Raw genomic sequence first — 25,273 nt, forward strand, 5'->3', positions numbered from 1 at the left:
TTATCAGGAGAGATGATTAGTTTGGAAAGTAGACGGATTTACGAATGAAAAATTACCTTGAGACATCAATGATCATTACGAATAATGAGAGGGTACAAGAAAAGTACTCCCATGTGCGTTTTGTCACTGGAAGTGTACTCGATGTTTTCATCGCGACTCGTGATGAAATTCACAAAGGGCGTAAGCTTCTTACGCATCCTTTGAGTGGATCGGTAAAACCGAATGAGACACGCTATAAGTCGATCGCTCTTTCGGAGGAACTCGGTCCTCTCGATGTCGAAAGCTTACTACTTATCGAAGATGCGATTCAACTGACCAGTCGTATGGAAAAGGAAAGATTTGTTCGTCATCTCGATGAATCGTTAAAGGACGACTTTCGAATGATCGATCTATCTCTTCTAGAAAGTTCTAAATAGGAGGAACAGTGAACGAATTATTTGACGTCATTATCATCGGCGCTGGACCGAGCGGCCTTGCTGCTGCTCTCTATGCCGGAAGAGCCAAGCTGAAAACACTGCTTTTGGAAAAAGAAAAAGCAGGTGGACAAATCGTCCTTACAGAAGAAGTAGAGAACTACCCAGGCTCTGTCGATGAACCATCTGGTTCACGCATTGTCGCTCGTATGGTTGAGCAGGCAAAGGGCTTTGGTGTAGAGATCACCTACGATGAGGTAAAGAGCTTCGATTTCTCAAAAGAGATCAAAGTCGTTGAAACCTCTAAGGGCACCTACCAAGGTAAGACCGTTATTATTGCAACCGGTGCTAAGCCAAGAAAGCTTGATTGCCCTGGTGAAAAGCAATTTGTCGGTAAAGGCGTAAGCTACTGCGCTACATGCGACGCTGCATTCTTTGAAGACCTTCCAGTATACGTCATCGGCGGTGGAGATACTGCTGTCGAGGAATCGATGTACATTGCTAAATTTGCAAGGAAAGTCACGATCGTGCATCGCCGTGATGAATTGAGAGCTGCTAAATCCATCCAAGAAAAGGTCTTCAAAAATCCTAAGATTGAAGTCAAATGGAATTCTGTTGTAAAAGAAATTACAGGTGATGGTTTAGTAGGAAGAATGGTTCTTAAAGACACCGTTACAGGAGAAGAGACTGAAATCTTAGCTGATGAGGATGACGGAACCTTTGGTATTTTCGTTCTCGTTGGATATATTCCTGAGACGACCATCTTTAAGGATGCCATTACCATGAACGGAGCAGGGTATATTGTTACTGACCCCAACATGAATACGAACATTCCTGGCGTCTTTGCTGCTGGTGACGTTCGTGAAAAAGCGCTTCGTCAAGTTGTGACAGCTACCAATGATGGTGCTATTGCTGCCATCATGGCTGAAAAATATATCGAAGATCACTTCGAAAGTTAGGAGGTAACATGGTAGAACTCGATAAGACCAACTTTGAAGCAGAAGTGCTTCAATCTAAAGGTCTCACCCTAGTCGACTTCTGGAGCGAATCTTGTGAGCCCTGTAAAGCTTTAATGCCTAAGGTTCATGAACTCGCTGAGGAGTATGCTGCAAAGGTAAAATTTTGTAGCTTGGATATCACTAAGGCTCGCCGCGTGGCAATTGGCCAAAAAGTCATGGGCTTGCCTACGATCATTCTTTATAAGGATGGTGAAAAGGTTGCAGAGGTCACAAAGGACACTGCAAACATTGAAGCAATTCGCGCTATGATCGACGAAAACGTAGCCGAAGCTTAGAAATGGGGGAAAATGGTTCTTGAATTAGGTTCCATTCACATGAAGGACGTTCAGTTTGGTCCAGAGACCAAAGTGAAAGATGGCGTACTTTACGTTAACAAAGAAGAGCTCAATGCGCTCCTCCTCGAAGATGAAAGAATTTCATCATTAGAGATCGAGCTTGCTCATCCTGGTGATAGCATTCGCATTACACCAGTAAAAGATGTTATTGAGCCTCGTGTTAAGGTATCTGGCGGTGGGGGAATTTTCCCCGGTTGGATGAACAAGGTGACAACAGTTGGTAGCGGTCGTACCCACGTATTAAAGGGTGCTGCAGTCGTAACGACAGGCTCCATCGTTGGTTTCCAAGAGGGTATCGTCGATATGACGGGTCCTGGAGCGGATTACACACCATTCTCCAAACTACAAAACGTCGTACTCGTCATCCATGTCCGAGACGGCATAAAACAACACGAACATGAGGAAATTATTCGCCTTGCCGGCCTCAAGGCAGCAACGTATCTTGGCGAAGCAGGAAGAGATGTCGAACCCGATGAAATCGAGACGTTCGAAACACTTCCACTCCTTCAGGGCATTCAAAAGTATCCTGATCTTCCAAAGGTTGGATATGTTTTGATGCTTCAATCTCAAGGCTTACTGCATGACACGTATGTTTACGGCGTCGATGCGAAGAAATCGCTCACGACGATGCTCTATCCGACCGAAATCATGGACGGTGCGATCATCAGTGGAAACTGCGTAAGTGCTTGCGACAAGAATACGACGTATCATCACTTGAACAACCCCGTAGTTCACGAACTATTCAAAGAACACGGGAAGACGATCAACTTTGTCGGTGTCATCATCACAAATGAGAACGTCTATTTGGCAGACAAAATGCGTAGTTCCGACTGGTCTGCAAAACTTGCTGAGTTCTTAGGTCTCGACGGCGTCATCGTGAGCCAGGAAGGCTTCGGAAACCCCGATACCGACCTCATCATGAACTGCAAAAAGATCGAAGATAAGAATATCAAGACAGTCATTATTACAGACGAATATGCTGGAAGAGACGGCGCTAGCCAATCACTCGCTGATGCCGATCCAAAAGCAAATGCCGTTGTAACAGGCGGAAACGCAAATGAAGTTATTGAATTACCAAAGCTCGATAAAGTCATCGGTGACATTGAGGTAGTAAACCGCATCGCTGGTGGTTTTGATGGTAGTGTTCGTCCTGACGGATCGTTGGTTGTGGAACTCCAAACGATCACAGGTGCTACTAACGAAATGGGCTTTAACAAACTGACCGCAAAAGGTCTCTAACATCGAAAGGAAAATAATAAAATGAGTTTGTATGATGGAAAAAAAGTCATTCTCATCGGCGACCGTGATGGTATTCCCGGTCCAGCCATGGAAGAATGCCTAAAATCAACATCTGCAGACGTCGTGTTCAGTTCCACTGAATGCTTCGTCTGAACGGCTGCAGGAGCCATGGATCTAGAAAATCAACGTCGCGTGAAAGAATTTGCTGACAAATTCGGACCTGAGAACATCATCGTTGTTCTCGGAGCTGCTGAAGGAGAAGCTGCAGGACTTGCAGCAGAAACCGTAACAGCAGGCGACCCAACATTTGCTGGTCCTTTGGCTGGAGTTCAGTTAGGACTCCGTGTATATCATGCAGTAGAACCGGAATTTAAGAACGAAGTTGACCCTGACATCTATGACGAACAAATCGGAATGATGGAGATGGTACTCGACGTCGACGATATTATCTCAGAAATGACATCTATTCGCGATGAATTCTGCAAATTTAACGACTAAGGAGTCCCAATGGCTAAATTAAGAGTCGTACACTATATTAACCAATTCTTTGCTGGAATTGGCGGAGAAGAGAAAGCCGATATCACGCCTGAAGTGCGTGAAGGCTTTGTCGGTCCCGGTATGGCATTCGCTCAAGCCTTTGGGGAAGAAGCTGAAATTGTTGCAACCATTATTTGCGGCGATAGCTACTTCAACGAAAACTTGGAAACGGCCAAATCCGAGATCATCTCCATGGTTAAGAAATATAACCCGGACCTCTTTCTTGCAGGTCCTGCCTTCAACGCTGGTCGTTACGGCGTAGCTTGTGGAACGATCACAGCTGCCGTTCAAGAAGAACTTCAAATTCCTGTCCTCACAGGTATGTTCGAAGAGAACCCTGGTGTCGACATGTTCAGTAAGCTCGTCTATATCGTACCGACGAAAAACAGCGCTGCAGGTATGAGAGATGCCATCAAGAAGATGGCTCCTCTCGCCATGAAGCTTCTTAAAAAAGAAGCCATCGGCAGTCCTGAAGAGGACAACTACTTCGCTCGTGGCATTCGTAAGAACTACTTTGCTTCAGAGCGCGGTGCAAAACGTGCTGTCGATATGCTCGTGAAAAAGCTCAACGGTGAACCATTCACCACCGAATTTCCTATGCCGAAATTCGACCGTGTCGATCCGAATCCCGCGGTAAAAGATATGAGTAAAGCCGTCATCGCTCTCGTAACGAGTGGCGGTATCGTACCAAAGGGAAACCCAGATCACATTGAAAGCTCGAGTGCATCGAAGTATGGCACATACGACATCGAAGGCGTCATGGACCTAACCGAAGCTACCTATGAAACAGCTCACGGTGGTTATGACCCAGTCTATGCAAACCTAGATGCTGACCGTGTCCTTCCCGTAGACGTTCTACGCGATTTCGAAAAAGAAGGAAGAATCGGAAAGCTCTATCGCTACTTCTCAGCAACGGTAGGTAACGGTACAGCTGTTGCAAGTGCTAAAAAGTATGCTGCTGAAATTGGAAAGAAGCTAAAAGAAGACGGTGTAGATGCTGTCATTTTGACCTCGACGTGAGGAACTTGTACACGTTGCGGTGCAACGATGGTTAAAGAAATTGAACGTGCTGGTTTACCAGTCGTTCACATGTGCACAGTCGTTCCTATTTCACTCACTGTAGGTGCTAACCGTATTGTTCCAACGATCGCTATTCCGCATCCACTTGGAAATCCGGCACTAGAGCCAGCAGAAGAAAAGGCACTTCGTCGTAAGCTCGTTGAGAAGGCACTCAAAGCCCTCGAAACAGAGGTTACAGGACAGACCGTTTTCGAAGATTAATAAGGGAGACGATGTCTCCCTTTTTTTAAAGGAGTATGTATGTTTCCAAGTTTAAAAGCAAGCGCTTATATCCTCGTTCATACACCAGATATGGTTATGCATAATGGTACAACGCAGACGACAGAAAAGGTCGTAAATCCTGAGAGCGAGTATTTAAAAGCAGTACCCCAAAACCTCCGTAGCTACGAAGAAGTCGTAGCCTATCCTCCAAACCAGACCTATATCGGAAACCTTCATCCGACAGAGCTTGCAAAGATCGAGCAACCTTGGTCTGGTAAAAAGGTAGAGGGAGCGACGGCTGAAGGAAAGCGTGGCCACATCTATGCTGAAGACGAGTTCATCGGCTGGATCAAAGTCGTCGACGTATTCGACCTCGTGCTTCTAGAAAAAGGCTTTGTCGCATCGATCAAAGATCGCATGGACAAGATTAATTTTGCCGATGCCTTCAGAGGAAAATTAGGCGAAGGTGTCGAAAAAGAAGAGATTGAAAAAGCTCTCGCAGAACGCGGTGCAGAACCTCTCATCTATAAAGATGCTATTGTAGGTTGCGTAAATCGTGCTCACGATATCGATGCAAACCTCACAGCTCACGTCATCTTTGAAAACCTCGTCGTAAAGGCAAGTGGTGCCATGGCACTCATGCAGCTCTTAGAAAAGAACAACATCGATCCACTTTCCATCGATTACGTCATCGAGTGCTCGGAAGAAGCGTGTGGAGATATGAACCAACGTGGTGGTGGTAACTTCGCAAAGTCGATCGCAGAGGTCTGTGGTCTTATGAATGCAACGGGCTCCGACACGCGTGGATTCTGTGCTGCTCCTACACACTCACTCATTGAAGCAAGTGCTCTCGTTAAGAGCGGTGTCTATAAGAACGTAGTGCTCGTAGCAGGTGGAGCTACAGCAAAGCTTGGAATGAACGGAAAAGACCACATTAAGAAGGGATTTCCAATCCTAGAGGACGTCGTAGGTGGTTTCAGTATTCTCGTTTCCGAAAACGACGGCGTTTCACCGATTCTAAGAACTGACATCGTAGGACGTCACACCGTTGGAACGGGTGCTTCTCCACAAGCCGTAATTACAAGCCTTGTAGCAGCACCACTCGAAAAAGGTGGACTCACCGTTAAAGACATCGATTACTTTAGCGTAGAGATGCAAAACCCAGACATCACAAAACCTGCTGGTGCAGGCGACGTTCCTAACGCAAACTACAAGATGATCGCAGCTCTAGGCGTTATGAGAAAAGAACTCGAACGTGCAGAGATTCCAGAATTTGTAGCAAAACACGGGCTCGTTGGTTGGGCTCCAACACAAGGTCACATCCCATCAGGGGTTCCTTATGGTTGCTATGCGATCGATGACCTCACGACAGGAAATATCAACCGTGCCATGATCGTAGGTAAGGGCTCGCTCTTCCTAGGTCGTATGACCAACCAATTTGACGGTGTATCGATTATTCTTGAAAGAAATCCTGGAAAGACAGAAGAAACGAATTCCATGGATAAGAGTGCCGTCATGAAGCTTATCGCTCAAGCCTTCCGAGATTTTGCGCAGGGAATGGGAGATTGATATGGCTGAGATCAATGAAGTCATCAAGGGTATTTTTACAGAGATTGCCGATCGACTCGAATCGGGAAGCTTTCATGAAGGCATAACGGTTGGTATCACTCTCTTAGGGAGCGAAGTATCAGAAGATAATCTCTTCCTCGGAGCGACCGACTTTGCAAGAAAACACCCTACGGTTGATGTCGTTTGTATCGGACCCAAAAGAGAGTGTGAACTAAAGAACGTGCGCTTTAGTGAAGTAACTACAGAAGACGAACAACATAAGCGCATGGAAGAACTTTTAGATAAGAAAGAAATTCAAGCTTGTGTCACACAGCACTACAATTTTCCTATCGGTGTTTCAACGGTAGGTAGAGTCGTGACGCCAGGCTTTGGTAAAGAAATGACTCTCGCTACGACGACGGGAACGAGTTCGACTCACCGCGTCGAAGCGATGGTTAAAAATGCCGTCGCCGGAATCATTACAGCAAAGGCTATGGGTGTGAATGAGCCGACTGTAGGTATCCTAAATGTTGACGGTGCAAGAAGAGTCGAACAAGCGTTAGAAAAGCTTAAAAGTAATGGTTACGACCTGAACTTTTCAAGCTCTTCACGCAAAGACGGCGGTGCTGTTATGAGAGGAAATGACCTCCTCCAAGGAAGCCCCGATGTCATGGTCACAGACAGTCTATCAGGAAACCTCTTAATGAAGGTCTTTTCTAGCTACACGACTGGTGGAAGCTATGAATCCTTAGGCTATGGCTACGGTCCAGGTATTGGCGAGGGCTATGAGAGACTTATCTTAATCCTCTCCCGCGTATCAGGAAGACCGGTCATCCAAAATGCACTGAGCTATGCTGTAACGCTTGTTAAAAACCAAGTGCTAACGATTGCGAAAGAAGAATACCAAAAGGCAAACCGCGCTGGTTTCCAAAATATTCTTCAAGAGCTAAAAGAAGCCGATCAACCGAAAGCACAAGAAGCTGTCAAAGAACCTCCGAAAGAAGTCGTCACTGCAAGCATTGCAGGTATCGACATCATGCAACTAGAGGATGCTGTTCATGTGCTCTGGAAGCATGACATCTATGCACAGAGTGGCATGGGATGCACAGGACCGATCGTGCTCGTGAGCGAAACAAAGCTCGAACTTGCCAAATCAACACTACAAAAAGAAGGCTATCTTGCAGAAGAGAGAGCCATCTGTTAAAAGGAAGCAAAAGCTTCCTTTTTAAATACCTAAAAGTTGGTATAATAGTAGAGTGGAGGACGTATGAAAAGAATTATCATCCCTCTCCTCTTACTTTTTCTCGTTGGATGCAACCAGCCAAAAGAAATGCCTGTACCAACTCAAGAACCCGCTGTAGTTCAAACAGAAGTCAAGGTTCAGAGCGAAGAAGAGCGTGAGCGCGCAAGAGCTGAAGCGATCGAACGAACGAAAGAGAATCAATCGATTCAGATTGTTGTACCCTCGAAGGGAACTGAGGAAGAGAAGCCTACAAAAGAAGAACGTAAAAGCTTAAATAAATCCTACAACTGGTACTACGATCAAGGAGAAAGCGGACAGTTTTCAGGAGAAAACTGTGGTCCTTGTACGGCGGTCATGGCAACCAAGTGGTACCTAGGAGAAGTGAAAGAGACACCAGAAGAAGCAAGACAGCTCATTCGCCCTGATGGTGGTTGGTGGTTTACAAATGACATCACAGATTTCCTACGAGGAAGAGATGTACCAACGCACGTAAAGGAATACAAGGAGCCAAACGATCTTACTGAAGTCATCGATAATGGGAATATTGCCATCATCTGTATCGACACGACGTACTTGACCTTTAATTCAAAGAGCAATAAGTTCGGTCGATTCTATGACTTTCAAGGTGGACACTTTATTATCGTAAAGGGTTATCGAGTCATCGAAGATGAACTCTACTTTGAAACGTACGATCCCATGAGCTGGGGAAAGAAGCGCTCGGACGGAACGTATGTAGGGGAAAATCGCTATTATAAGGCCAGAGAACTATCCAATGCCATTCTTCGTTGGTGGCCCAATTTAATCGCAGTAGGAAATTAAGACCGAAGGCTTAGCCTTCGGTCTCTTCGTTGTAAGTATCATATTCAAATGTCGGAATCCAAAGCTTGGAGTAGGGAGAACCTGCTCTTTTTCCAAAGTCATTTAAGATATCGAAGTGTTCTCTAAAGTGCATCGGAACAAAGACCTTCGGGCGAACGGTTTCGATAAAGTAAAGAGGACCTTTAATGTACTGTTCCTCAAGTCTTGCATCGACGGGAAAGAAACCGACATCCACTTGTTTTCCTTTAAATTCATCGACAAAGCGCTTAAAGTCTTTTTTCATGGCCTCGACTTCTTCGGGAGAATCTTCTGGCCATACCCATTCATTTAAGTCACCTGCATGAAGGATCGTTTTTCCTTCGATCTCTAAAAGGATACTAATTCCTGCATCGGTCGATCCGCTCGTCTCATACTTAAAGGGACCGATGGTTCCCTTTTCGAAGGGGGATACGACTTTCACGTTTTCGCTTTCTTCCACTTCGATGTCACTTGAAAGGAGAAAGAGATCACCGACTCTTGCCATCTCAAAGATGAAGGGGTCGTAGTGATCGCTATGACCATGAGTTACGACAAAGAGGCAGGGTTTTTCTGGGTGGAGATCGACTTTTCCTTGAAAGTAGTCAAAGAGAATTTGATAATGCTCTGTTTCTATGTGAAAAGAGCTATTGTAGATGTATTGAAGCTTCAAAGCGTAGCCTCCAATTCCTCCATTTCCCTGAGCCACATGCCGGTTGAGACGTCAGCTGGAAGTCTAAAGTCACCCTTTGCAGAGAGGCTGATCTTTGTCACCTTTGGTCCATCAGGAGCGGCGTTACGTTTAAACTGTGCATTGATAAAGCGACGATAGAAGTTCTTAAGATCTTTTGCAAGGTCTTTTCTTGAAATCTTCTTATTAAACGCAAGGTATGCGACCTCTAAGAGTTTCTTGGGTGAGAAACCGAGTCCAATGAAGTAGTAGAGGAAGAGGTCGTTCACGTCGTAGCTTCCGATAATTTCTTCAGTCTTTTGTGCGATGCCACCAGTTTTATCGGTCGGGAGAAGCTCTGGGGAAATGGGTGTCTCAAGGACATCGAAGAGCGCTTCCTTAACGGCGCCATTGCTTTCTTCTGCATACCAGCCCATGAGGCATCGAATGAGTGTCTTTGGAACAGATGCGTTCACATTGTAGTGACTCATGTGGTCTCCGTTATAAGTAGACCAACCGAGAGCAATTTCCGAAAGATCACCCGTACCTAAGACCATTCCCTTTTCTTTATTCGCAAGGTCAAAGAGAATCTGTGTGCGTTCACGGGCTTGCGCGTTTTCGTACATGACGGTCATATCTTCTGGGTCATGTGAAACGTCTTTAAAGTGCTGAAGAACGCTCGCTTCAATCGGAATTTCTCTGTAGTTAATGCCGAGTGAGGTCATGAGCTTTTTGATATTTTCTTTCGTCTGTTCACTCGTTCCGAGGCCAGGCATGCTGATCGCTTGAATGTGACTCGTGTCTTTTCCCATGAGTTCATAGGCGTTCTTCGCAACGATTAATGCCCAGGTGGAATCGAGACCACCACTCACTCCGAGGTGAATGTTTTCAATGTTTGTACGCTTCAGTCTTTGCATGAGACCGATCGATTGAAGCTTAAGAACATCCTTTAGAGCCTGTGTATCTCCTGGTTCCGGAAGGAATGGGTGAGAGCAGTAGGTCGTCGTGAGTTCGACGTCAAAGGGATGTCTCTTAAAGGGGACGATGATGTAGCTATCGAGGTTATTTTCAAACGAGTTTGTGCGCTGTCTTTCGAGTGATAACATCTCGTAGTCGATATCGGAAAAGCCGATGCGTCCCTTTTCCATGAAGCGATCTTCGTAGAGGATATCTCCGTCGCTTGCAATAAGGCAGTGACCGCTAAAAATGACTTCTCCTGTCGATTCTTCATATCCACTAGAAGTATAGACGTAACCGCATTTTTGCGTATCACTTCTTAGTTTTACGAGATTTCTTCTCTCCACCGATTTATTCATCGTCTCATTACTTGATGAGAGGTTTAGGATGATATTTGCACCTCTTTGTGCGTGACGAATACTAGGTGCGTTTGGTACCCAGAGGTCTTCACAGATTTCAATGGCGATTCGAAGCGAAGACTCTTCGTCAGAGAGGATGAGGTTATCTGAAATAGGAACGTTTTTACCTAGGAAGAGAACGCTCTCTTCATTTAATTCCTGAGCTCCTGTGAACCAGCGATACTCGTAAAATTCTCTGTAGTTTGGCATGTGAATCTTAGGAACAAAGGCCAACACTTCACCTGCTTGAATGACGCATGCCACATTATAAAGGCGGTTCATGACGCGTAGTGGCATTCCAAAGACGGCGAGTACATTCGTATTCACAGTCTTTTCAAGCATCCTCTGAACACTTTCGTTCGCTTTTTCTAAAAGAAGCGTCTGATTAAAAAGTTCACCACAGGAATAACCAGTGAGCGCGAGCTCTGGAAGTACTAAGACTTCAATGCCTTTTTCTTCAGCCTCAAGTATGAGTTCAATCATGCTATCCGCATTTTTTATCGGATCTGCAATCTCAACGGTAGGAACGGCTGTTCCTACACGGATAAAACCGTAGTCACTAAGTATCATTTTTCCCTCCTTTTCCCATTATACCAAAGGAACCCTCGAGTGGAACAAGTTCCTTCATAGCAAGCTTCTTAAAAAGAGTTCTTCTTTTTTCTTGTTCCATTAGGATGATCTTGAAAGGAGAAGGAATGAAAAAAATAATCGTTTGTATGTTAGTGTTGGCAATGATCTTTGGAAATGTCGGATTTGCACTCGTAGAGAGGCCGAAAAAGCCGGAAATGACTAGATTGGGGGAATATTACTATACGGATAAGAATGGGAATGCCACGTATTTTACCTTAAATAAGTACTTTTTAGATGGTCAAATGGTATTTTGCCTCAATCCCGGAAAAGCAGTGGACGAACGGTATAATCACTTTGATACGTTTGATGCCATTCCAAAAGAAACGCAAGAAAAGCTGGAACTAGCTGTAGCACTCGGATGGTATGCATCGGAGAAGAAAGATGATGACTACATAAAAACACAGCTAGCAATTTGGTCACTTTTGAACTTTTACAAAGATTTGGATGGAAAAATTGAAAAGCCCGGATCGAATCGCAAATGGGTCGTGGAAGGACTCAAGGAACTCCACGAAACCGTTCTCGAACGTTATGAACAGTTAAGATATTACAGTGCTATTCGAGGAAAAACGCTTGAATTAAATGTCGGTGAGAAAAAGGAATTTCACGATGAATCAGGAGTTCTTGAAAAATATATTTTCTACAAAAAGCCAGAATTAGTAGTTGCAGAAATCACTTCGAATAATCTTTTCTTAGAAGGAGTAAAGGAGGGAACAGAAGAGGCCATTCTTGTACCAGTAGAAGGAGTTCCCTTAGTGCCTACAACCTACTGGATTGGAGCTCCTAATAGACAAGAGATGATCCAGACTGGCTTAAGTAAAGATCTTCAGTTGAATTTTACTATTAAGGTAAATGCCAAACCTCAAGGTAGCGTCGTTATTAAAAAAACGGATGCTAAGGGAACACCGTTAGCGGGCGTCACTTTCTCACTCCTTTCAAAAGATGGGAACGAAGTGAGCAAAACGACAACGAATGAAATGGGTGAGGCAACCTTTTCTGGCGTCGCCTATGATACATACTTTGTGAAAGAAACAAAGGCCCTACCGGGTTTTGTAACCGATGGAACGCAACATGAAGTCGTCATCGGTAATGAAGAACCCGTCGTGATCGAGGTAAAGAATGATCCGATTCAGGTTGCTTTTGAAGTTATCGATGAAATTACGAAAGCACCTGTACCAGGCTTTGAAATTTCTCTTCTTCCAGTCGGAGGGACTACGGGACCAAAGCTAAAGACGGAAGAGAAGGAGATCATTCTCTCAGAGATTCCTAAGGGAACGTACACGATTACTCCACTTACGAGTCCTCAAGGTTATGCGCTCCCTAAAGCTGAGGAGATTCTTGTAAAGGATCAAGCGGGTGTTCAGAAGTTCCAGCTCGTGGCTCAAAAAAACGCTACAACATTCATTCTTCAAAAGATCGATGAAGTGACAAAGAAAGCCCTTCAGGGAGTCGGCTTTACGATCCTAGATGAAAAGGGAAAGGAGGTTCTTCGTTCAAAGACCGACGAACAAGGAAAGATTGAAGCGACACTCCTAGAGGGGGAATACACGATCAAGGAGGATGAAGCGCTTCCAGGTTACGTTCGTGAAGATGATCAGAAAGTCACCGTTAAAGAAGATCAGACCCTTACGATTACCAATCAAAAGACCAATGTAAAAATTCACTGCGTAAATGAAACGGATGCACCGCTAGAAAACGTAAAGATCGACGTGACCGACGAGAAAGGAAAGCTATTAGAAAGCGTCACGAGCGTAAAGGACGGCGTAACTCTTAGAGGACTTCCTGTAGGAGTCGTAAAGCTTCATGTGAAGAGTGCACCAGAGCCCTATAACACGGAGGCTGTAAAGGATTTCGAAGTGAAGGAGGTGAAGGCAGAGCAGGTTGTGACGATTCGCTTCCAGAAAAACAGTGGAGAGCTCCTCGTCAGAACCTTAGACCCTAAAGGTAAAGCATTAGAGGGGGCGAGTTATGAAATTAAAAATGATAAAGAGACGCTAGTAAAAAAAGATGAAGTCAGTAGTCTCTTAGCAACACTACCCTATGGCCCTTACAAAGTGTTACAGACAAAGGGCGTGAGCGGGTTTGTTGCAACTCAAACAGAACAAACGGCTGAGGTAAAAAAGGAACAAACGGTTGTGACCTTTACGATGCTTCCGACGAAGCTCAGTATGAAAATTGTCGATGAAAAGATGAATCCGATTGTAGGAGCGAACCTCAAGCTCTTTACGGAAAAGGGAAATCTCGTCGATAGCTGGAGTTCAAAGGATAGCGCGAGAACCATCGAGCGCCTCGTTCCTGGAACGTATAAGCTTCAAGCGGTGAGTGTTCCAGAGAACTTTGAAAAACCAAAGGAAATGGTCTTTGAATTACAGGAAACGTCGAAGCTTCAAGAGGTCGTTCTTAAAGCCCAGGGTAGAGCAGATAATGTCATCTTAAAAAAGACCGATGAACTAGGAAATGCTCTAAAGGATGCGCACTTTGAAATCCTAACCATGGATGGAAAGACGTATAAAGAAGCTGTTACGGATGACCAAGGAAAAATTTCCTTCTCCATTCCAAAGGGAGATTACTTCATTCGTGAGACCGAAGCGCCAAAGGGCTTTGTAAAGGATGCAGCCAAACGCTACTTCCGCATTGACTCTGAGAAGGTAATGGACTTTACGTATGTAAATAATGCGACCAAGACTGGCTTTCGAGTTTTCGACGAGGCGACGAAGGAACCAGTAAAGGATGTCACACTAAAACTCACCGATGAAAAGGGAGTCGTCGTTAAGACCTTTACGCCAAAAGATGGCGATGTTTTCCGCGCTCTTCCTGTAGGAAAGTATACGATCAGTGTAGAAAAAGCTCCAGCAGGTTATGCTCGTTTAGAATCACAAGCGATCGAAATTCGTGAAGCCACGGGAACGCAGTACTTCGATATCTTCTTGAGACGTGCTGGGGGAACGATTACGGTGCTCGTCATCGACGCCGATTCAAAGAAACCGATCGCAAATAGTAAGATTGAAATCGGTGGGGAGACAAAGGTCGAACTCATCACAGACAATACCGGTTCTGCAAGTGTCGATCTAAACGAGGGAGATTTTACCGTAGAACAAAAGGAAACGGCTGAAAATTACGAGTTGAATCCTCAAAAATTTGAAGTAAAGGTCGATAGAGAGCACCGCGTAAACCACGTCACGATCGAAAATGCATTAAAGAAAGAAGTCCTTGCAGATAAGGAAACGAAAGTCACAAAGAAAGAGAAGCCAACCCTTCCAAAGACCGGATTTAACTATTCTATGAATCCTGCCATTGTATTTCTCTTGGCAGGTGCTGGTATCCTACTCATTGCCAAAAGAATGAGATAGACGAATGAAAAAAGCTCCCTATGGGAGCTTTTTATACGTTAAAGCGGAAGTGAACGATGTCACCGTCTTGCATGATGTAGTCTTTTCCTTCGAGTCTTACGAGACCTTTTTCTTTAGCTTTTACCATGTCTCCAGAATGAATGAGATCGTCATAGCTTACGATTTCTGCACGAATGAAGCCACGTTCAATGTCGGAGTGAATTTTACCAGCTGCATTTTGAGCACGCGTACCTTTTCTGATGGTCCAAGCTCTCGTTTCCATCTCACCAGTCGTTATGAAGCTCATGAGATTTAGAATCGAATAGCTCTCTTGAATGAGTCGATCGAGTCCTGATTCTTCAAGGCCGAGTTCTTCTAGAAAAGCTTTTTTATCATCGCTATCGAGTTCTGCGATCTCTTGTTCAATTTGAGCACTGATGGGAATCATGCTGGCATGCTCGCTCTTTGCGATGGCTTCGATCTCTTCCAGTCTTGGATTGGATGAACCAATCTCATCCATTGAAATATTGGCAACGTAGATGACAGGCTTTGCTGTTAGAAGTTGATAGTTATCTAAGAATTCCTTTTCTTTTTCATCGACCTCTAAGGTATTCGCTCCCTTTTCGTTCGTTAGGTGCTCGAGCACTTTCTTTGCAAAGTCGAGTTCAGCTTGAGCTGTCTTATCACCCTTGGCTTGCTTTTCAAGCTTTTGAATGCGCTTTTCCATGGTCTCCATGTCGGCAAGGATGAGTTCTAGTTGAATCGTTTCAATGTCTCTTTTGGGACCGATGCTTCCTTCGACGTGAATGACATTTGGATCCTCAAAAGCTCTTACGACGTGAAGGATGGCATCGACTTCACGGATGTGACTTAAGAACTTATTACCTAAACCTTCACCTTTACTAGCACCCTTAACGAGACCTGCAATGTCAAAAAAAGCAACGCTTGCAGGGACGATACGCTCTGAGTGGTGCATATCGCTTAACACTTGAAGTCTCTTATCGGGTACGTCTACGACACCGATGTTCGGTTCAATCGTACAGAAGGGGTAGTTGGCAGACTCTGCCTTGGCCTTTGTAATGGCGTTAAAAAGTGTACTCTTTCCTACGTTAGGTAGACCTACAATACCTAGTTTCATTCGCTATATCTCCTTTACTTCCGGGTGGAAGGAACTTTCTTTACTATGAGTACTATAACACAGAGCCTCAGTTTTTTCATGCTATAATGAACATGTTATGGAGGTGCGATTTGAGCATTCAGCACAGGCTTTTTGGAAACCGACCCGTCTTCACACGAGATATTTTTCATCCAGCCTTTAAAACGAACGTCATTAGCTTATACATTGTTAGACCCTTAAGTTCTAGAGAAGCATCGATGGGAACACTCTTAGGAAACATCTTGAGCTTTGCCTCAAAAGAATTCCCTTCCTTAAAAGCGATTAGTAATGAAGAAGATAATCTGATGGGTGCTAGTGTCTATTTTGACATGAATAAATACCGCGATCAGATCGTCTTTGAATATAAAGTGGTTTTTCCAAATTATAAATTCCTTGATTCCTCGAACGATCTCACGGAACGATTGGAAAAGTTCTATCTTTCGATTTTAACGGAGCCCTACTTAGATAAGGATGGGCTCTTCGATGAAGCCATTTTTCAATCGGAAAAAAGACAACTCTTAGATGACTTAGAAAATCTTCAAAAGAATCCTTCTGCCTATGCCCACAGGCGTTGTGTCGAACTTCACTTTAAGGGAACGCCCTATGGGATCTATAAGTACGGAGATTTAGAGACGTTAAAGTCGATCACTCGACAAGAACTTACGGAGTACTACTATGAGCTTCTAACGAGTGAGAGAATCTATCTCTACCGTCACGGTGATTTTGAAAATCATGTGGGAAGGGATCGATGTGAAAGTGTTTCTGTCGAACGCTTAGGAATTGATCATACGAAAAAGGAAGAAACGGAGGAATTTGACATCAATCAGTCCATCCTCGTTCAAGCTTACTTAAGTGACTTTCGCTATGATCATCCGCTCATCTCCGCTTCACAAGTGGCTGCAGAACTATTAGGTGGCGATACGACGTCGCTTCTCTTTCAGTCCCTACGCGAAGAGCATTCGAGCGTCTACTACGCTTATACGAAGTACGACAAGTACCGTGCGACCATGTTTTTACATACGGCCTTTGAAGAGAAGGAGTGGGAACTCGTACGTACAGAGATTGAATCGTGTGTGGAGCGAATTAAAAAAGGAGATTTTACGGATAGTGCCTTTGAGGTCGCAAGACTCAACTGCGCCCTTTCCATGATTTCTCTTTACGATAAACAGATGACTCGAGTGGATTATGAATTTCTTCAGGACCTCTTTGGCATGAAGCATAATCTCAACGAACGCGTAGAGATTTTTAATCGCGTGACAAGAGAAGATGTCATTGAAGCGATGAAGCACTTTGAACTCACAACGAGTTTTAGACTAATAGGTGTAAAGAATGAATGAAGTAAAATCGGAAAAGCTAAAGGAACGCTACTTTGAGGAAACGCTTCCCTCAGGCTTTAAGATTATCCTCTATCCAAAGCCAGGCATCATGAATAAGGGAGCGTTTCTTACCATCGGCTTTGGAGGCTTTTTTACAAATTTCATAACAAGAGATGGTGTAGAGATCACGCATCCCTATGGCTCTGCTCACTTTCTAGAGCATAAGCTCTTTGAAAACAAGAAGCGAAACTTAATGGAAGAGATGGGAAAACTAGGTTCTAGTGTCAATGCCTTTACTTCTCATGAAATCACTTCCTTTTATTATACGGCACCCCTAAACTTCTACGAAGCTCTAAAGATGCACCTCGAAGCTCCTAATTCTAACTATACAGAAGAAGGCATTGAAAAGGAGCGTCCTGTCATCCGTAGAGAAATTGATCTCTACCTTGATAATCCCGACTACCGTGCCTTTCACAATGGACTAAAGGTGCTTTATCCCATCCATCCCATCGGAAAGGAAATAGCTGGAACGAAGGAATCGATCGAGCTCGTCACGAAAGAAACGCTCGATCAAATTTTAGAGCATTTTTATACGCCCTCAAACATGTTCCTCTTTGTCATAGGAGACTTCAAAAAAGAAGACATGCAAAAGATCATCGAGATGCTTCCTGAACGCTACCTTGTGAAAAAGGAAGAAGCGAAGCCCATCATCCCTGAAGATAAGACAGTTCCAAAAGATCGTCTGCTCTTTGAAGAATGGGATACAGAACTTCCTTCCTTTAGCTACTTATTAAAGCTTGAACCGATCGAGGATAAAGCGTTAAGTTACAGAAGGATGGTCAAATATTCCATTATCCTCGATGTTCTCTTTGGAAAGGGATCCGACTTCTTTAAAGATCTCTATGAAAAGGGACTCTTAAATGACCTCGATGTCCAGTATTCCTATGGTCCCAAGTTCCGCTTTATTCACATTAGTGGAGAATCGAAACAGCCAGAAGTCGTTCGAGAAAAGATCATAGAAACGCTTCAAGCAGTGAAGGAAGAGGGAATACCACAGGATGAGATCGATCTTATCAAGAAGAAATTCCTCGGTAGATACTTGATGGGATTTAATTCCATTTCAAACATTGCCCTTCAATATATGGAATCCCACTTTAATGGGGTAGATATGTTTACGTTCCCTGAGATTGTCTCGGAGATACACATTGATGATTTTAAAGACCTATTTGTTGGACCTGACGTATTCAGCGTCATAGGAAGGAAAAAAGATTGAATCCAGTAGCTTTTGAACTATTCGGTATCGAAGTGAGATGGTACGGCATCCTCATTGCCTTAGGAATGTTTTTAGCAGCGACGCTTCTTTTGCGCTTTGCGAAAGAAAAGGGAATGAAAGAGGATGACATCTATGATCTACTGATCGTCGTTCTTCCCTGTGGGATCATTGGAGCTCGTATTTGGTATGTCCTTTTTAATCTCGATCTCTATCAAGGCGATATCCTTCGCATGATGAACATCCGTGAGGGGGGCCTTGCCATTCACGGTGGCGTCATCTTCGGCGTTCTTTCGGGATTTATCTATACGAAAATCAAGAAGCTTCCCTTTGAAGCCATCGCCGATATGGTAGCTCCTGGACTGATCCTTGCTCAAGCCATTGGCCGCTGGGGAAACTTCATGAATGGAGAAGCCCACGGAGATGTCGTAACAAATGTTGCGCACCAATTTTTCCCACTCGCTACAAACGTTCATGGCGTCTGGTACTATGCGACGTTCTTCTACGAGTCGATGTGGAATCTTTTGGGATTTGTGCTCCTACTCATCCTCTATCGCAGAAAGAAATTTGACGGTCAAGTATTTTTGGCCTATGGCATTTATTATTCGATCGGTCGCTACTTTATCGAAGGCCTGCGCACGGATTCACTCTACGTGGGACCCTTTCGAACGGCTCAGTTAGTGAGTTTAACGACGATCGTCGTCTTCTCAATCCTCTATTTTCTAGGAAGCAGAACGAGAAAAGCCAACGAATAGAATTAGGAAAAAGTTCAACAAAAACTCAAATAGCCCTTGCAGGGGCTATTTTTTTGTTGTAAAATGGGGTCAAAGTGGTAGAAAGTGGTAGAAAGTGGATGTAATTCCCTAAGGAGCCAGCATGTTTTTTGGAGAGTTCACCAATACGGTGGATACAAAGGGGCGCGTGAGCGTTCCGCCAAAGTTCAGAGAAGAATTGGGTGAGTGCTTTTATATAACAAAGGGACTCAATAAATCTCTGTTCGCATTTCCTGCTCCGGAATGGGAACGCTATGCCAAAGCACTGACAGAAGGCTCTATTACATCTCCATCCAATCGTGCATTTAGCCGTGTATTCCTTTCTGGTACAAGCGATGTCACGATGGACCGTCAAGGCCGCATTCTCATACCACAATATTTAAGGGAGTTTGCTGAAATAGATAAGGAGCTCATTATCACTGGCGTCGGAAACCGGTTAGAGCTCTGGGCGAAGGAAAACTGGCTGGCATACACAGATCCTGAAAATCTCAACTACGACGACTTGGCTTCTAACCTTGAGAATTTAGGTATTTAGCATGGAATTCCGTCACATTAGTGTCCTATTAGAAGAAACAATTGAAATGTTACAGATTAAGCCCGATGGTGCTTATCTCGACGGAACGGTCGGGGGAGCAGGTCACTCCTCGAGAATATTAGAAAAACTTGAGGACGGTGTTCTCATCGCCATGGATAAGGACGATGCTGCCCTTGAAACGTCTCTTTCGAAGCTTCAGGACATCGGCGGAAATTTTGTCCTCGCAAAAGGCGACTACTTAAATGCCGATCTTCTCGTTCGTGAACTCGAGCTCGAGGGCCTCGATGGAGCACTCTTAGACCTCGGTGTCTCCAGTTATCAAATAGACGAGGGAGAACGAGGCTTTAGTTTCCAGCAAGATGCACCGCTCGACATGCGTATGGATCAGTCACAGAGTTTAAGTGCAAAGACGATCGTAAACGAGTATTCGGAAGAAGAGATTCAAAGGATCCTTTGGGAGTACGGAGAAGAGCGCTGGGCCAAGAGGATTGCACAAATTATCGTAGAAAGACGTCCGATAGAGACAACCTTTGAATTAGTCGATGCGATTAAGCGTGCCGTACCACAAGGAGCAAGAGATCATAAGCATCCTGCAAAGCGCACCTTTCAGGCACTTCGAATCGCTGTAAACGATGAACTGAGTGACCTCGAAGAATCGCTTACACGAATCATTAACGTGTTAAAACCTGGTGGAAGACTTGCTGTCATTACCTTCCATTCCTTAGAGGATCGAATCGTAAAACAGCTTTTTAAAGTACTAGAAAATCCTTGCACCTGTCCACCGGAACTTCCACAGTGCGTCTGCGGAAAAGTTAGTCTCGGGAAAGTCATCACCAAGAAGCCGATCATTCCTAATTTAAAAGAAATGGAGTTCAACTCGAGAAGTCACTCCGCAAAACTTAGGGTGTTCGAAAGGAACTAAAATGAAGCTCGATTTTCGTGAATTCGACAAAGCCTATAACGAAGATATCGACAAAAGAATAAAAGAAGTAAACGAAAAGCAAGCCCGTCGCCAACAAGGAAGTGGATTCCATAATTGGGGAGGCTATGTTTTGCTTCTCATTTTGACGTTTCTCGTAGGTATAAAAGTCGTCACGGGATATGTAGAGCTCAATAACTATAAGTATGAAAACGCGAAGAAAGCCGACGAAGTGGAAGCATTAAAAGATGAGATTAATGAACTTCGTCTTAAGATCGATAATAAGCATAATTCACAGACCATTGAAACGATTGCCCGCGAACAGCTAGGCATGGTTCATCCTGACGTTTCGCAAAAGCGAGTGCTTAACGATGTAACGCAATATTCGTTGAATCCGATGATGAAGGATGTTATAGTTAAGTCGATAGATAAAACGCAGGCATCGAACGGACAAAATCCGTAGGGGACCGTATGAATAAAGAACGTAAAACGAAGATGTATCTAGCGTACGCAATGGTATGTCTTCTTTTTTTGGCAATTGCAGCTAGAATTTTTTCCTTACAATTTATAAAGCATCAAGAATACACTTTTCGCGCTATGGCGCTCTCGAAAAAGGACGTCGATAAGCCAGCTCTTCGTGGTTCGATCTTAGACCGCAACTTAGATAAGCTTGCTTATTCCGTGCGCCAGTACGACTTATGGGTTAATAAAAACGACCTAAACTACAACAACATGGATGATAAAAAGAAGGCAGCCCTTGAAAAATCACTGAAGCTCCTAGAAGATACAGTCGGTTTAAGTAAGGATGACTTTTATCAAAAGGTGAGCTCAAAAGCACAAAACTTTAAGCTCGCAGCTTTTGTGACCAAAGAACAACTCGACAAGATTTATGCATCGCCTGACAAGCCTCGTTGGATGAGTGTCCATGAATCGTATAAGCGTCATTACCCTATGGGAACACTTGCTTCCAATTTTATCGGAACGACAAACTCACAAGGTAACGGCATCAGTGGTCTCGAGTCGAGCTATGACTCTGTACTAAAGGGACTCAATGGAAAATACGTCATGGATACGGATAGGCAGGGAAATCCCCTTGTCTTGGGTGATGAAGAAAAGTTTGAACCAATCGACGGTTATAACATTGTAACGTCAGTAGATCGAACGATTCAATATTATATTGATACAGCCATTAAGCAAGGCTTCCATGATTATAAGCCGGAGATGATCACGGCCATCATGCTAGAGACGAAGACGGGTGAAGTCTTAGGTATGGGAACGTATCCAAACTACGACCCGAATGATCCCTTTCATTTTGTCGAATCGCCGGAACCAGAGCGCGTGACAGACGAAGCTTCGAGACTTCGTGAAGTCTACCGCACCTGGAAGAATGCGGCACTCAGCTGGCTCTATGAACCAGGAAGCGTCAGTAAAATACTAACAGTTGCAGCAGGTATTGACTCAGGAAGATTCAGAATGGATACGACCTGGGTCGATAAGCACGCCTCGATTAAGATTGCAGACGCTGAGATTCGCTGTGCATCTTTCCCAAATCCTCACGGCGTGCAGACGACCGAGCAGGCTCTTATCAATTCCTGTAACGTCGCTCACGTATTAATGGGACTCAAGATGGGAGTCGATCTTCAATACGACTACTTCCAAGCCTTTAACTTGACCTACCGCTCGAACTTAGGACTAAGCGTAGAGAGTTTCCCTGCTTTTCAACCGAGAAGGAAAGTGGGGCCGGTTGAGTCTGCGACCATGACCTTCGGACAAGGTTATTCGGTCACGCCATTACAATTGGTTTCTGCCATTAATTCCGTCGTAAACGATGGAAAACTCATGGAAGCTCACATCATTAAAAAGATTACGGCTCCTGACGGCTCTATTGTAGAAGAGTACAAGCCTAAGGTGTTGAGACAAGTCATCAGTAAAGAGACGAGCGCAGAGATGCGAACAGCACTTGAGCACCTTGTTCGTTACTATAACTTTGAAACGGGTGGCATCCGAATCGGAGGAAAGACGGGAACGACGCAAAAGCTCATCGATGGCGTCTATTCCGATAAGCGCTTCATCTATTCCTTCGCTTGCTTTGCACCTGCGAATGATCCCAAGTACACCTTACTTGTCATCGTCGATGACCCTGACCGTTCCATCTATAAAGGAAACAGCTCCATTCGATTAGCTCTTACCATTATGCAAAATGCCATCCGCTACGGTGGAGTCGACATGGGATCTGTTAATAAGGATGCTGTCATTTCCGTTCCAGATTGTATCGGTTTATCACCTGCTCAAGCCAAGGACCTCTTAACCGGTTATAATTTATCTTACAGTTTTAACAACAATGATGTGGCTAACCCAGTCGTCATAGACCAATATCCAAAACCAGGTCAAAGCGTCATGAAGGGAGCGAAGATCATTTTGAATTTAGGACCGAAGAAATGAGTAAACAGTATACCGACGAATCGATTCGTTCACTCAAAGGGGCGGACCGAGTAAGAAAACGTCCTTCTGTCATTTTTGGCTCAGATGGTCTAGAGGGTTGTAAGCACTCTATTTTTGAAATTCTCTCAAACTCGATCGATGAGGCCAGAGAAGGCTACGGAAAAGTCATTACGCTTACCGTTCATAGTGATGATTCGATCACGATCAAGGACGAGGCGAGAGGAATTCCTGTAGGCTACAACCGAAAAGAGCAGCGCCATAACTGGGAGCTCATTTTCATGGAGCTCTATGCAGGAGGAAAGTACAATACAAACGAGGGTGAAAACTACAAGTATTCCCTAGGATTAAATGGACTCGGACTGTGTGCAACGCAGTATGCGAGCGAATTTATGGATGTCGAAATTCACCGTGATGAAAACGTCTATGAGCTTCACTTTGAAAAGGGTGAGAACATCGGCGGGCTCAAGAAGAAATCGATCAAGGTGAAGGACACGGGAACGAGCATCACCTGGAAACCAGACCTTGAAGTCTTTACCGATATACACATTGAAGACGAATGGTTTGAAAATACATTAAAAGAACAAGCCGTTGTCAATAGTGGCATTCGCTTTATCTTAATAAATGAAAGAACCCAGGAGACAAAGGAATACTTCTACCATAAAGGTATAAGGGACTACATTGAAGAACTTTCTGAAGGAAAGGAAATCACTCCTTTCTTTGAATTAAAGGGCGAAGGTGTCGGCTCTGATAGACCCGATCGACCGAGTTATCAAGTGAAGTTTGATCTCGTCTTTACCTTTAATAACGAAGTGACGGACCTCAAGTACTTCCACAACTCCTCTTCTTTAACGTATGGGGGATCTCCAGATTTAGCTGTAAAGAACGCTTTTCTCTATGAGATCGATCGTTTCTTAAAAAACCAGAATAAATATAAAAAGGGCGAGTCGATGATCAACTTCATCGACATCCAGGACAGTCTCTTACTGATCTCGAACTCCTTTAGTTCGACGACGAGCTATGAGAATCAGACGAAAAAGAGCATCAGTAATCTCTTTATAAAGCGTTTTATGACCGACTCTATTCGAAGTCAGTTAGAGGTTCTCTTTACAGAAAATCCTGAAGCGATGAATCGAATCCTCGATCAGGTGCTCGTCAATAAACATAGTAGAGAAAAGGCTGATCTTACGAGAACGGCTCTTAAAAAGACGCTCTCTGGTAAGAGCGACGTCACGAATAAAGTAGCAAACTACGTCGATTGCAGAAGTAAGGACCCGACTGAGCGAGAATTATATATAGTAGAAGGTCAGTCGGCACTTGGTGCTTGTAAAAACGGACGCGATGCAACCTTCCAAGCGCTATTTCCTGTTAGAGGTAAGATTCTAAACACCTTAAAGAGCGATGCAGCGAAGATTGTAAAGAACGAGATCATCATGGATCTCATGAAGGTTCTAGGTGGAGTCGTTGAAGCAAAAGGGAAGAACCGTTCTGCGAGTATCGATCTATCGAACTTAAGCTACGATAAGATCATTATCGCAACCGACGCTGACGTCGATGGATATCAGATTCGAACGCTTATTTTGACACTCTTTTATACCTTGGCTCCTGAGCTCTTAAAAGCAGGAAAGGTATATATTGTAGAGTCACCGCTTTTTGAAATCGTCAGTAAAGGAAAGAGTCACTTTGCTTTTACCGATGGAGAGAAGAATGAGATCCTAAGAAAGCTCGATGATTCGAGAGCACAAGTTCATCGATCCAAGGGTCTCGGTGAAAACGATGCCGATATGATGTGGCTTACGACCATGAATCCGAAGACGAGAAGACTTATTCAAGTATTATATGAAGAAAGTGAGCATGCAGATTATACGTTTGATGCTTTACTCGGAGATAATCTACCTGAAAGAAAAAAGCTAATCGAAGAACGCGGAAGCGATTATTTAGACCTATTAGACCTCAGTTAAGCCTTCAAAATAGAAGAAGGCTTATTTTTTTCGAAAAAACAGAAAAAAGTGCTTGACCCACCCTAGGATTTATTATATATTAATAAAGCACCAACCACGTAAAGAACGTGTTAACCAAAAAAACTTTTAAAAAAGTGCTTGACAAGTTCCTAAGGGTTGTTGTAAGATAATAACGTTGTCGCGGTAAGCGAGGACATGAACGTTGAAAACTGAAACAGCAGATGATGAGGTAGAGAATTAAACTGTTAATTAAGAGTTTGATCCTGGCTCAGGATGAACGCTGGCGGCGTGCCTAACACATGCAAGTCGAGCGAGAATTTATGAACAGAGACTTCGGTCAAAGTGATTAAAGGAAAGCGGCGGACGGGTGAGTAACGCGTGGGCAACCTGCCCTTCACACAGGGATAGCCACTGGAAACGGTGATTAATACCTGATAGACGACAAGTTCGCATGAACTAATCGGAAAAGATTTA

The 25,273-nt window shown here is 44.1% G+C and carries 21 protein-coding genes and 1 rRNA gene; 19 read left to right on the forward strand and 3 right to left on the reverse strand.

What is annotated here, in order from left to right:
• Positions 1-68: 68 nt before the first annotated feature.
• The 9 genes from ACUB3H_RS07295 to ACUB3H_RS07335 all read left to right on the forward strand — a co-directional run bounded on the left by ACUB3H_RS07295 (position 69) and on the right by ACUB3H_RS07335 (position 8,434).
• The gene (locus tag ACUB3H_RS07295; protein WP_459130022.1) at positions 69-416 is read left to right on the forward strand and encodes a GrdX family protein; all 348 of its coding nucleotides are present in this window, start codon (positions 69-71) and stop codon (positions 414-416) included.
• Between the two features lie 8 nt (positions 417-424).
• Positions 425-1,372, forward strand: coding sequence for a thioredoxin-disulfide reductase (gene trxB / locus ACUB3H_RS07300; protein WP_459130023.1), 948 nt, complete (start codon positions 425-427; stop codon positions 1,370-1,372).
• An 8-nt stretch (positions 1,373-1,380) separates the two neighbouring features.
• On the forward strand, positions 1,381-1,707 hold the full coding sequence (gene trxA / locus ACUB3H_RS07305; protein WP_459130024.1) for a thioredoxin TrxA: 327 nt from the start codon (positions 1,381-1,383) through the stop codon (positions 1,705-1,707).
• A 12-nt stretch (positions 1,708-1,719) separates the two neighbouring features.
• Positions 1,720-3,006, forward strand: coding sequence for a glycine/sarcosine/betaine reductase component B subunit (locus ACUB3H_RS07310; RefSeq protein ID WP_459130025.1), 1,287 nt, complete (start codon positions 1,720-1,722; stop codon positions 3,004-3,006).
• 21 nt (positions 3,007-3,027) lie between these two features.
• Entirely contained in the window at positions 3,028-3,504 is a 477-nt protein-coding gene (gene grdA / locus ACUB3H_RS07315) for a glycine/sarcosine/betaine reductase complex selenoprotein A (protein ID WP_459130026.1), read from the forward strand.
• A 9-nt stretch (positions 3,505-3,513) separates the two neighbouring features.
• On the forward strand, positions 3,514-4,824 hold the full coding sequence (gene grdB / locus ACUB3H_RS07320; RefSeq protein WP_459130027.1) for a glycine reductase complex selenoprotein B: 1,311 nt from the start codon (positions 3,514-3,516) through the stop codon (positions 4,822-4,824).
• A gap of 39 nt (positions 4,825-4,863) precedes the next feature.
• Positions 4,864-6,393, forward strand: coding sequence for a glycine/sarcosine/betaine reductase complex component C subunit beta (gene grdC / locus ACUB3H_RS07325; RefSeq protein ID WP_459130028.1), 1,530 nt, complete (start codon positions 4,864-4,866; stop codon positions 6,391-6,393).
• On the forward strand, positions 6,389-7,576 hold the full coding sequence (gene grdD, locus ACUB3H_RS07330) for a glycine/sarcosine/betaine reductase complex component C subunit alpha (protein ID WP_459130044.1): 1,188 nt from the start codon (positions 6,389-6,391) through the stop codon (positions 7,574-7,576). The genes grdC and grdD overlap by 5 nt, the downstream gene beginning before the upstream one ends.
• A gap of 63 nt (positions 7,577-7,639) precedes the next feature.
• A complete protein-coding gene (locus tag ACUB3H_RS07335; RefSeq protein ID WP_459130029.1) occupies positions 7,640-8,434 on the forward strand; it encodes a cysteine peptidase family C39 domain-containing protein in 795 nt (264 codons plus the stop codon).
• A gap of 10 nt (positions 8,435-8,444) precedes the next feature.
• On the opposite strand, the gene ACUB3H_RS07340 is transcribed toward ACUB3H_RS07335, so the two are convergent.
• Together ACUB3H_RS07340 and ACUB3H_RS07345 are read right to left on the reverse strand one after the other, a co-directional pair.
• On the reverse strand, positions 8,445-9,122 hold the full coding sequence (locus tag ACUB3H_RS07340; protein ID WP_459130030.1) for an MBL fold metallo-hydrolase: 678 nt from the start codon (positions 9,120-9,122) through the stop codon (positions 8,445-8,447).
• Positions 9,119-11,044: an NAD(+) synthase gene (locus ACUB3H_RS07345; RefSeq protein WP_459130031.1), complete on the reverse strand. Its 1,926-nt coding sequence runs from the start codon at positions 11,042-11,044 to the stop codon at positions 9,119-9,121. Before ACUB3H_RS07345 ends, ACUB3H_RS07340 begins: the two co-directional genes overlap by 4 nt.
• A gap of 125 nt (positions 11,045-11,169) precedes the next feature.
• Between ACUB3H_RS07345 and ACUB3H_RS07350 the strand changes: the two genes are divergently transcribed.
• Positions 11,170-14,451 (forward strand): SpaA isopeptide-forming pilin-related protein, encoded by a 3,282-nt coding sequence (locus ACUB3H_RS07350; protein WP_459130032.1) that lies wholly within the window; start codon positions 11,170-11,172, stop codon positions 14,449-14,451.
• Positions 14,452-14,482: 31 nt separating this feature from the next.
• Here the strand turns inward: ACUB3H_RS07350 and ychF are convergent, their stop codons facing one another.
• On the reverse strand, positions 14,483-15,568 hold the full coding sequence (ychF, locus tag ACUB3H_RS07355) for a redox-regulated ATPase YchF (protein WP_459130033.1): 1,086 nt from the start codon (positions 15,566-15,568) through the stop codon (positions 14,483-14,485).
• Positions 15,569-15,678: 110 nt separating this feature from the next.
• Here ychF and ACUB3H_RS07360 point away from each other — a divergent pair, with 110 nt between their 5' ends.
• The 9 genes from ACUB3H_RS07360 to ACUB3H_RS07400 all read left to right on the forward strand — a co-directional run.
• Positions 15,679-16,923 carry a M16 family metallopeptidase gene (locus tag ACUB3H_RS07360; RefSeq protein ID WP_459130034.1) on the forward strand — a complete coding sequence of 415 codons (1,245 nt, stop codon included), beginning with the start codon at positions 15,679-15,681 and terminating at the stop codon, positions 16,921-16,923.
• On the forward strand, positions 16,916-18,175 hold the full coding sequence (yfmH, locus tag ACUB3H_RS07365) for an EF-P 5-aminopentanol modification-associated protein YfmH (protein WP_459130035.1): 1,260 nt from the start codon (positions 16,916-16,918) through the stop codon (positions 18,173-18,175). The genes ACUB3H_RS07360 and yfmH overlap by 8 nt, the downstream gene beginning before the upstream one ends.
• Positions 18,172-18,927 (forward strand): prolipoprotein diacylglyceryl transferase, encoded by a 756-nt coding sequence (gene lgt / locus ACUB3H_RS07370; protein ID WP_459130036.1) that lies wholly within the window; start codon positions 18,172-18,174, stop codon positions 18,925-18,927. Before yfmH ends, lgt begins: the two co-directional genes overlap by 4 nt.
• A gap of 121 nt (positions 18,928-19,048) precedes the next feature.
• On the forward strand, positions 19,049-19,480 hold the full coding sequence (mraZ, locus tag ACUB3H_RS07375; protein ID WP_459130037.1) for a division/cell wall cluster transcriptional repressor MraZ: 432 nt from the start codon (positions 19,049-19,051) through the stop codon (positions 19,478-19,480).
• Between the two features lies 1 nt (position 19,481).
• A complete protein-coding gene (gene rsmH, locus ACUB3H_RS07380) occupies positions 19,482-20,402 on the forward strand; it encodes a 16S rRNA (cytosine(1402)-N(4))-methyltransferase RsmH (RefSeq protein WP_459130038.1) in 921 nt (306 codons plus the stop codon).
• Position 20,403: 1 nt separating this feature from the next.
• Complete coding sequence (gene ftsL / locus ACUB3H_RS07385; protein WP_459130039.1) at positions 20,404-20,862, forward strand: cell division protein FtsL; 459 nt, start codon at positions 20,404-20,406, stop codon at positions 20,860-20,862.
• Positions 20,863-20,870: 8 nt separating this feature from the next.
• Positions 20,871-22,841, forward strand: coding sequence for a penicillin-binding transpeptidase domain-containing protein (locus ACUB3H_RS07390; protein WP_459130040.1), 1,971 nt, complete (start codon positions 20,871-20,873; stop codon positions 22,839-22,841).
• A complete protein-coding gene (locus tag ACUB3H_RS07395; protein ID WP_459130041.1) occupies positions 22,838-24,799 on the forward strand; it encodes a toprim domain-containing protein in 1,962 nt (653 codons plus the stop codon). The genes ACUB3H_RS07390 and ACUB3H_RS07395 overlap by 4 nt, the downstream gene beginning before the upstream one ends.
• A gap of 245 nt (positions 24,800-25,044) precedes the next feature.
• A 16S ribosomal RNA gene (locus ACUB3H_RS07400) occupies positions 25,045-25,273 on the forward strand; the annotation flags it as partial.

It is taken from the genome of Guggenheimella bovis, from assembly GCF_054492335.1.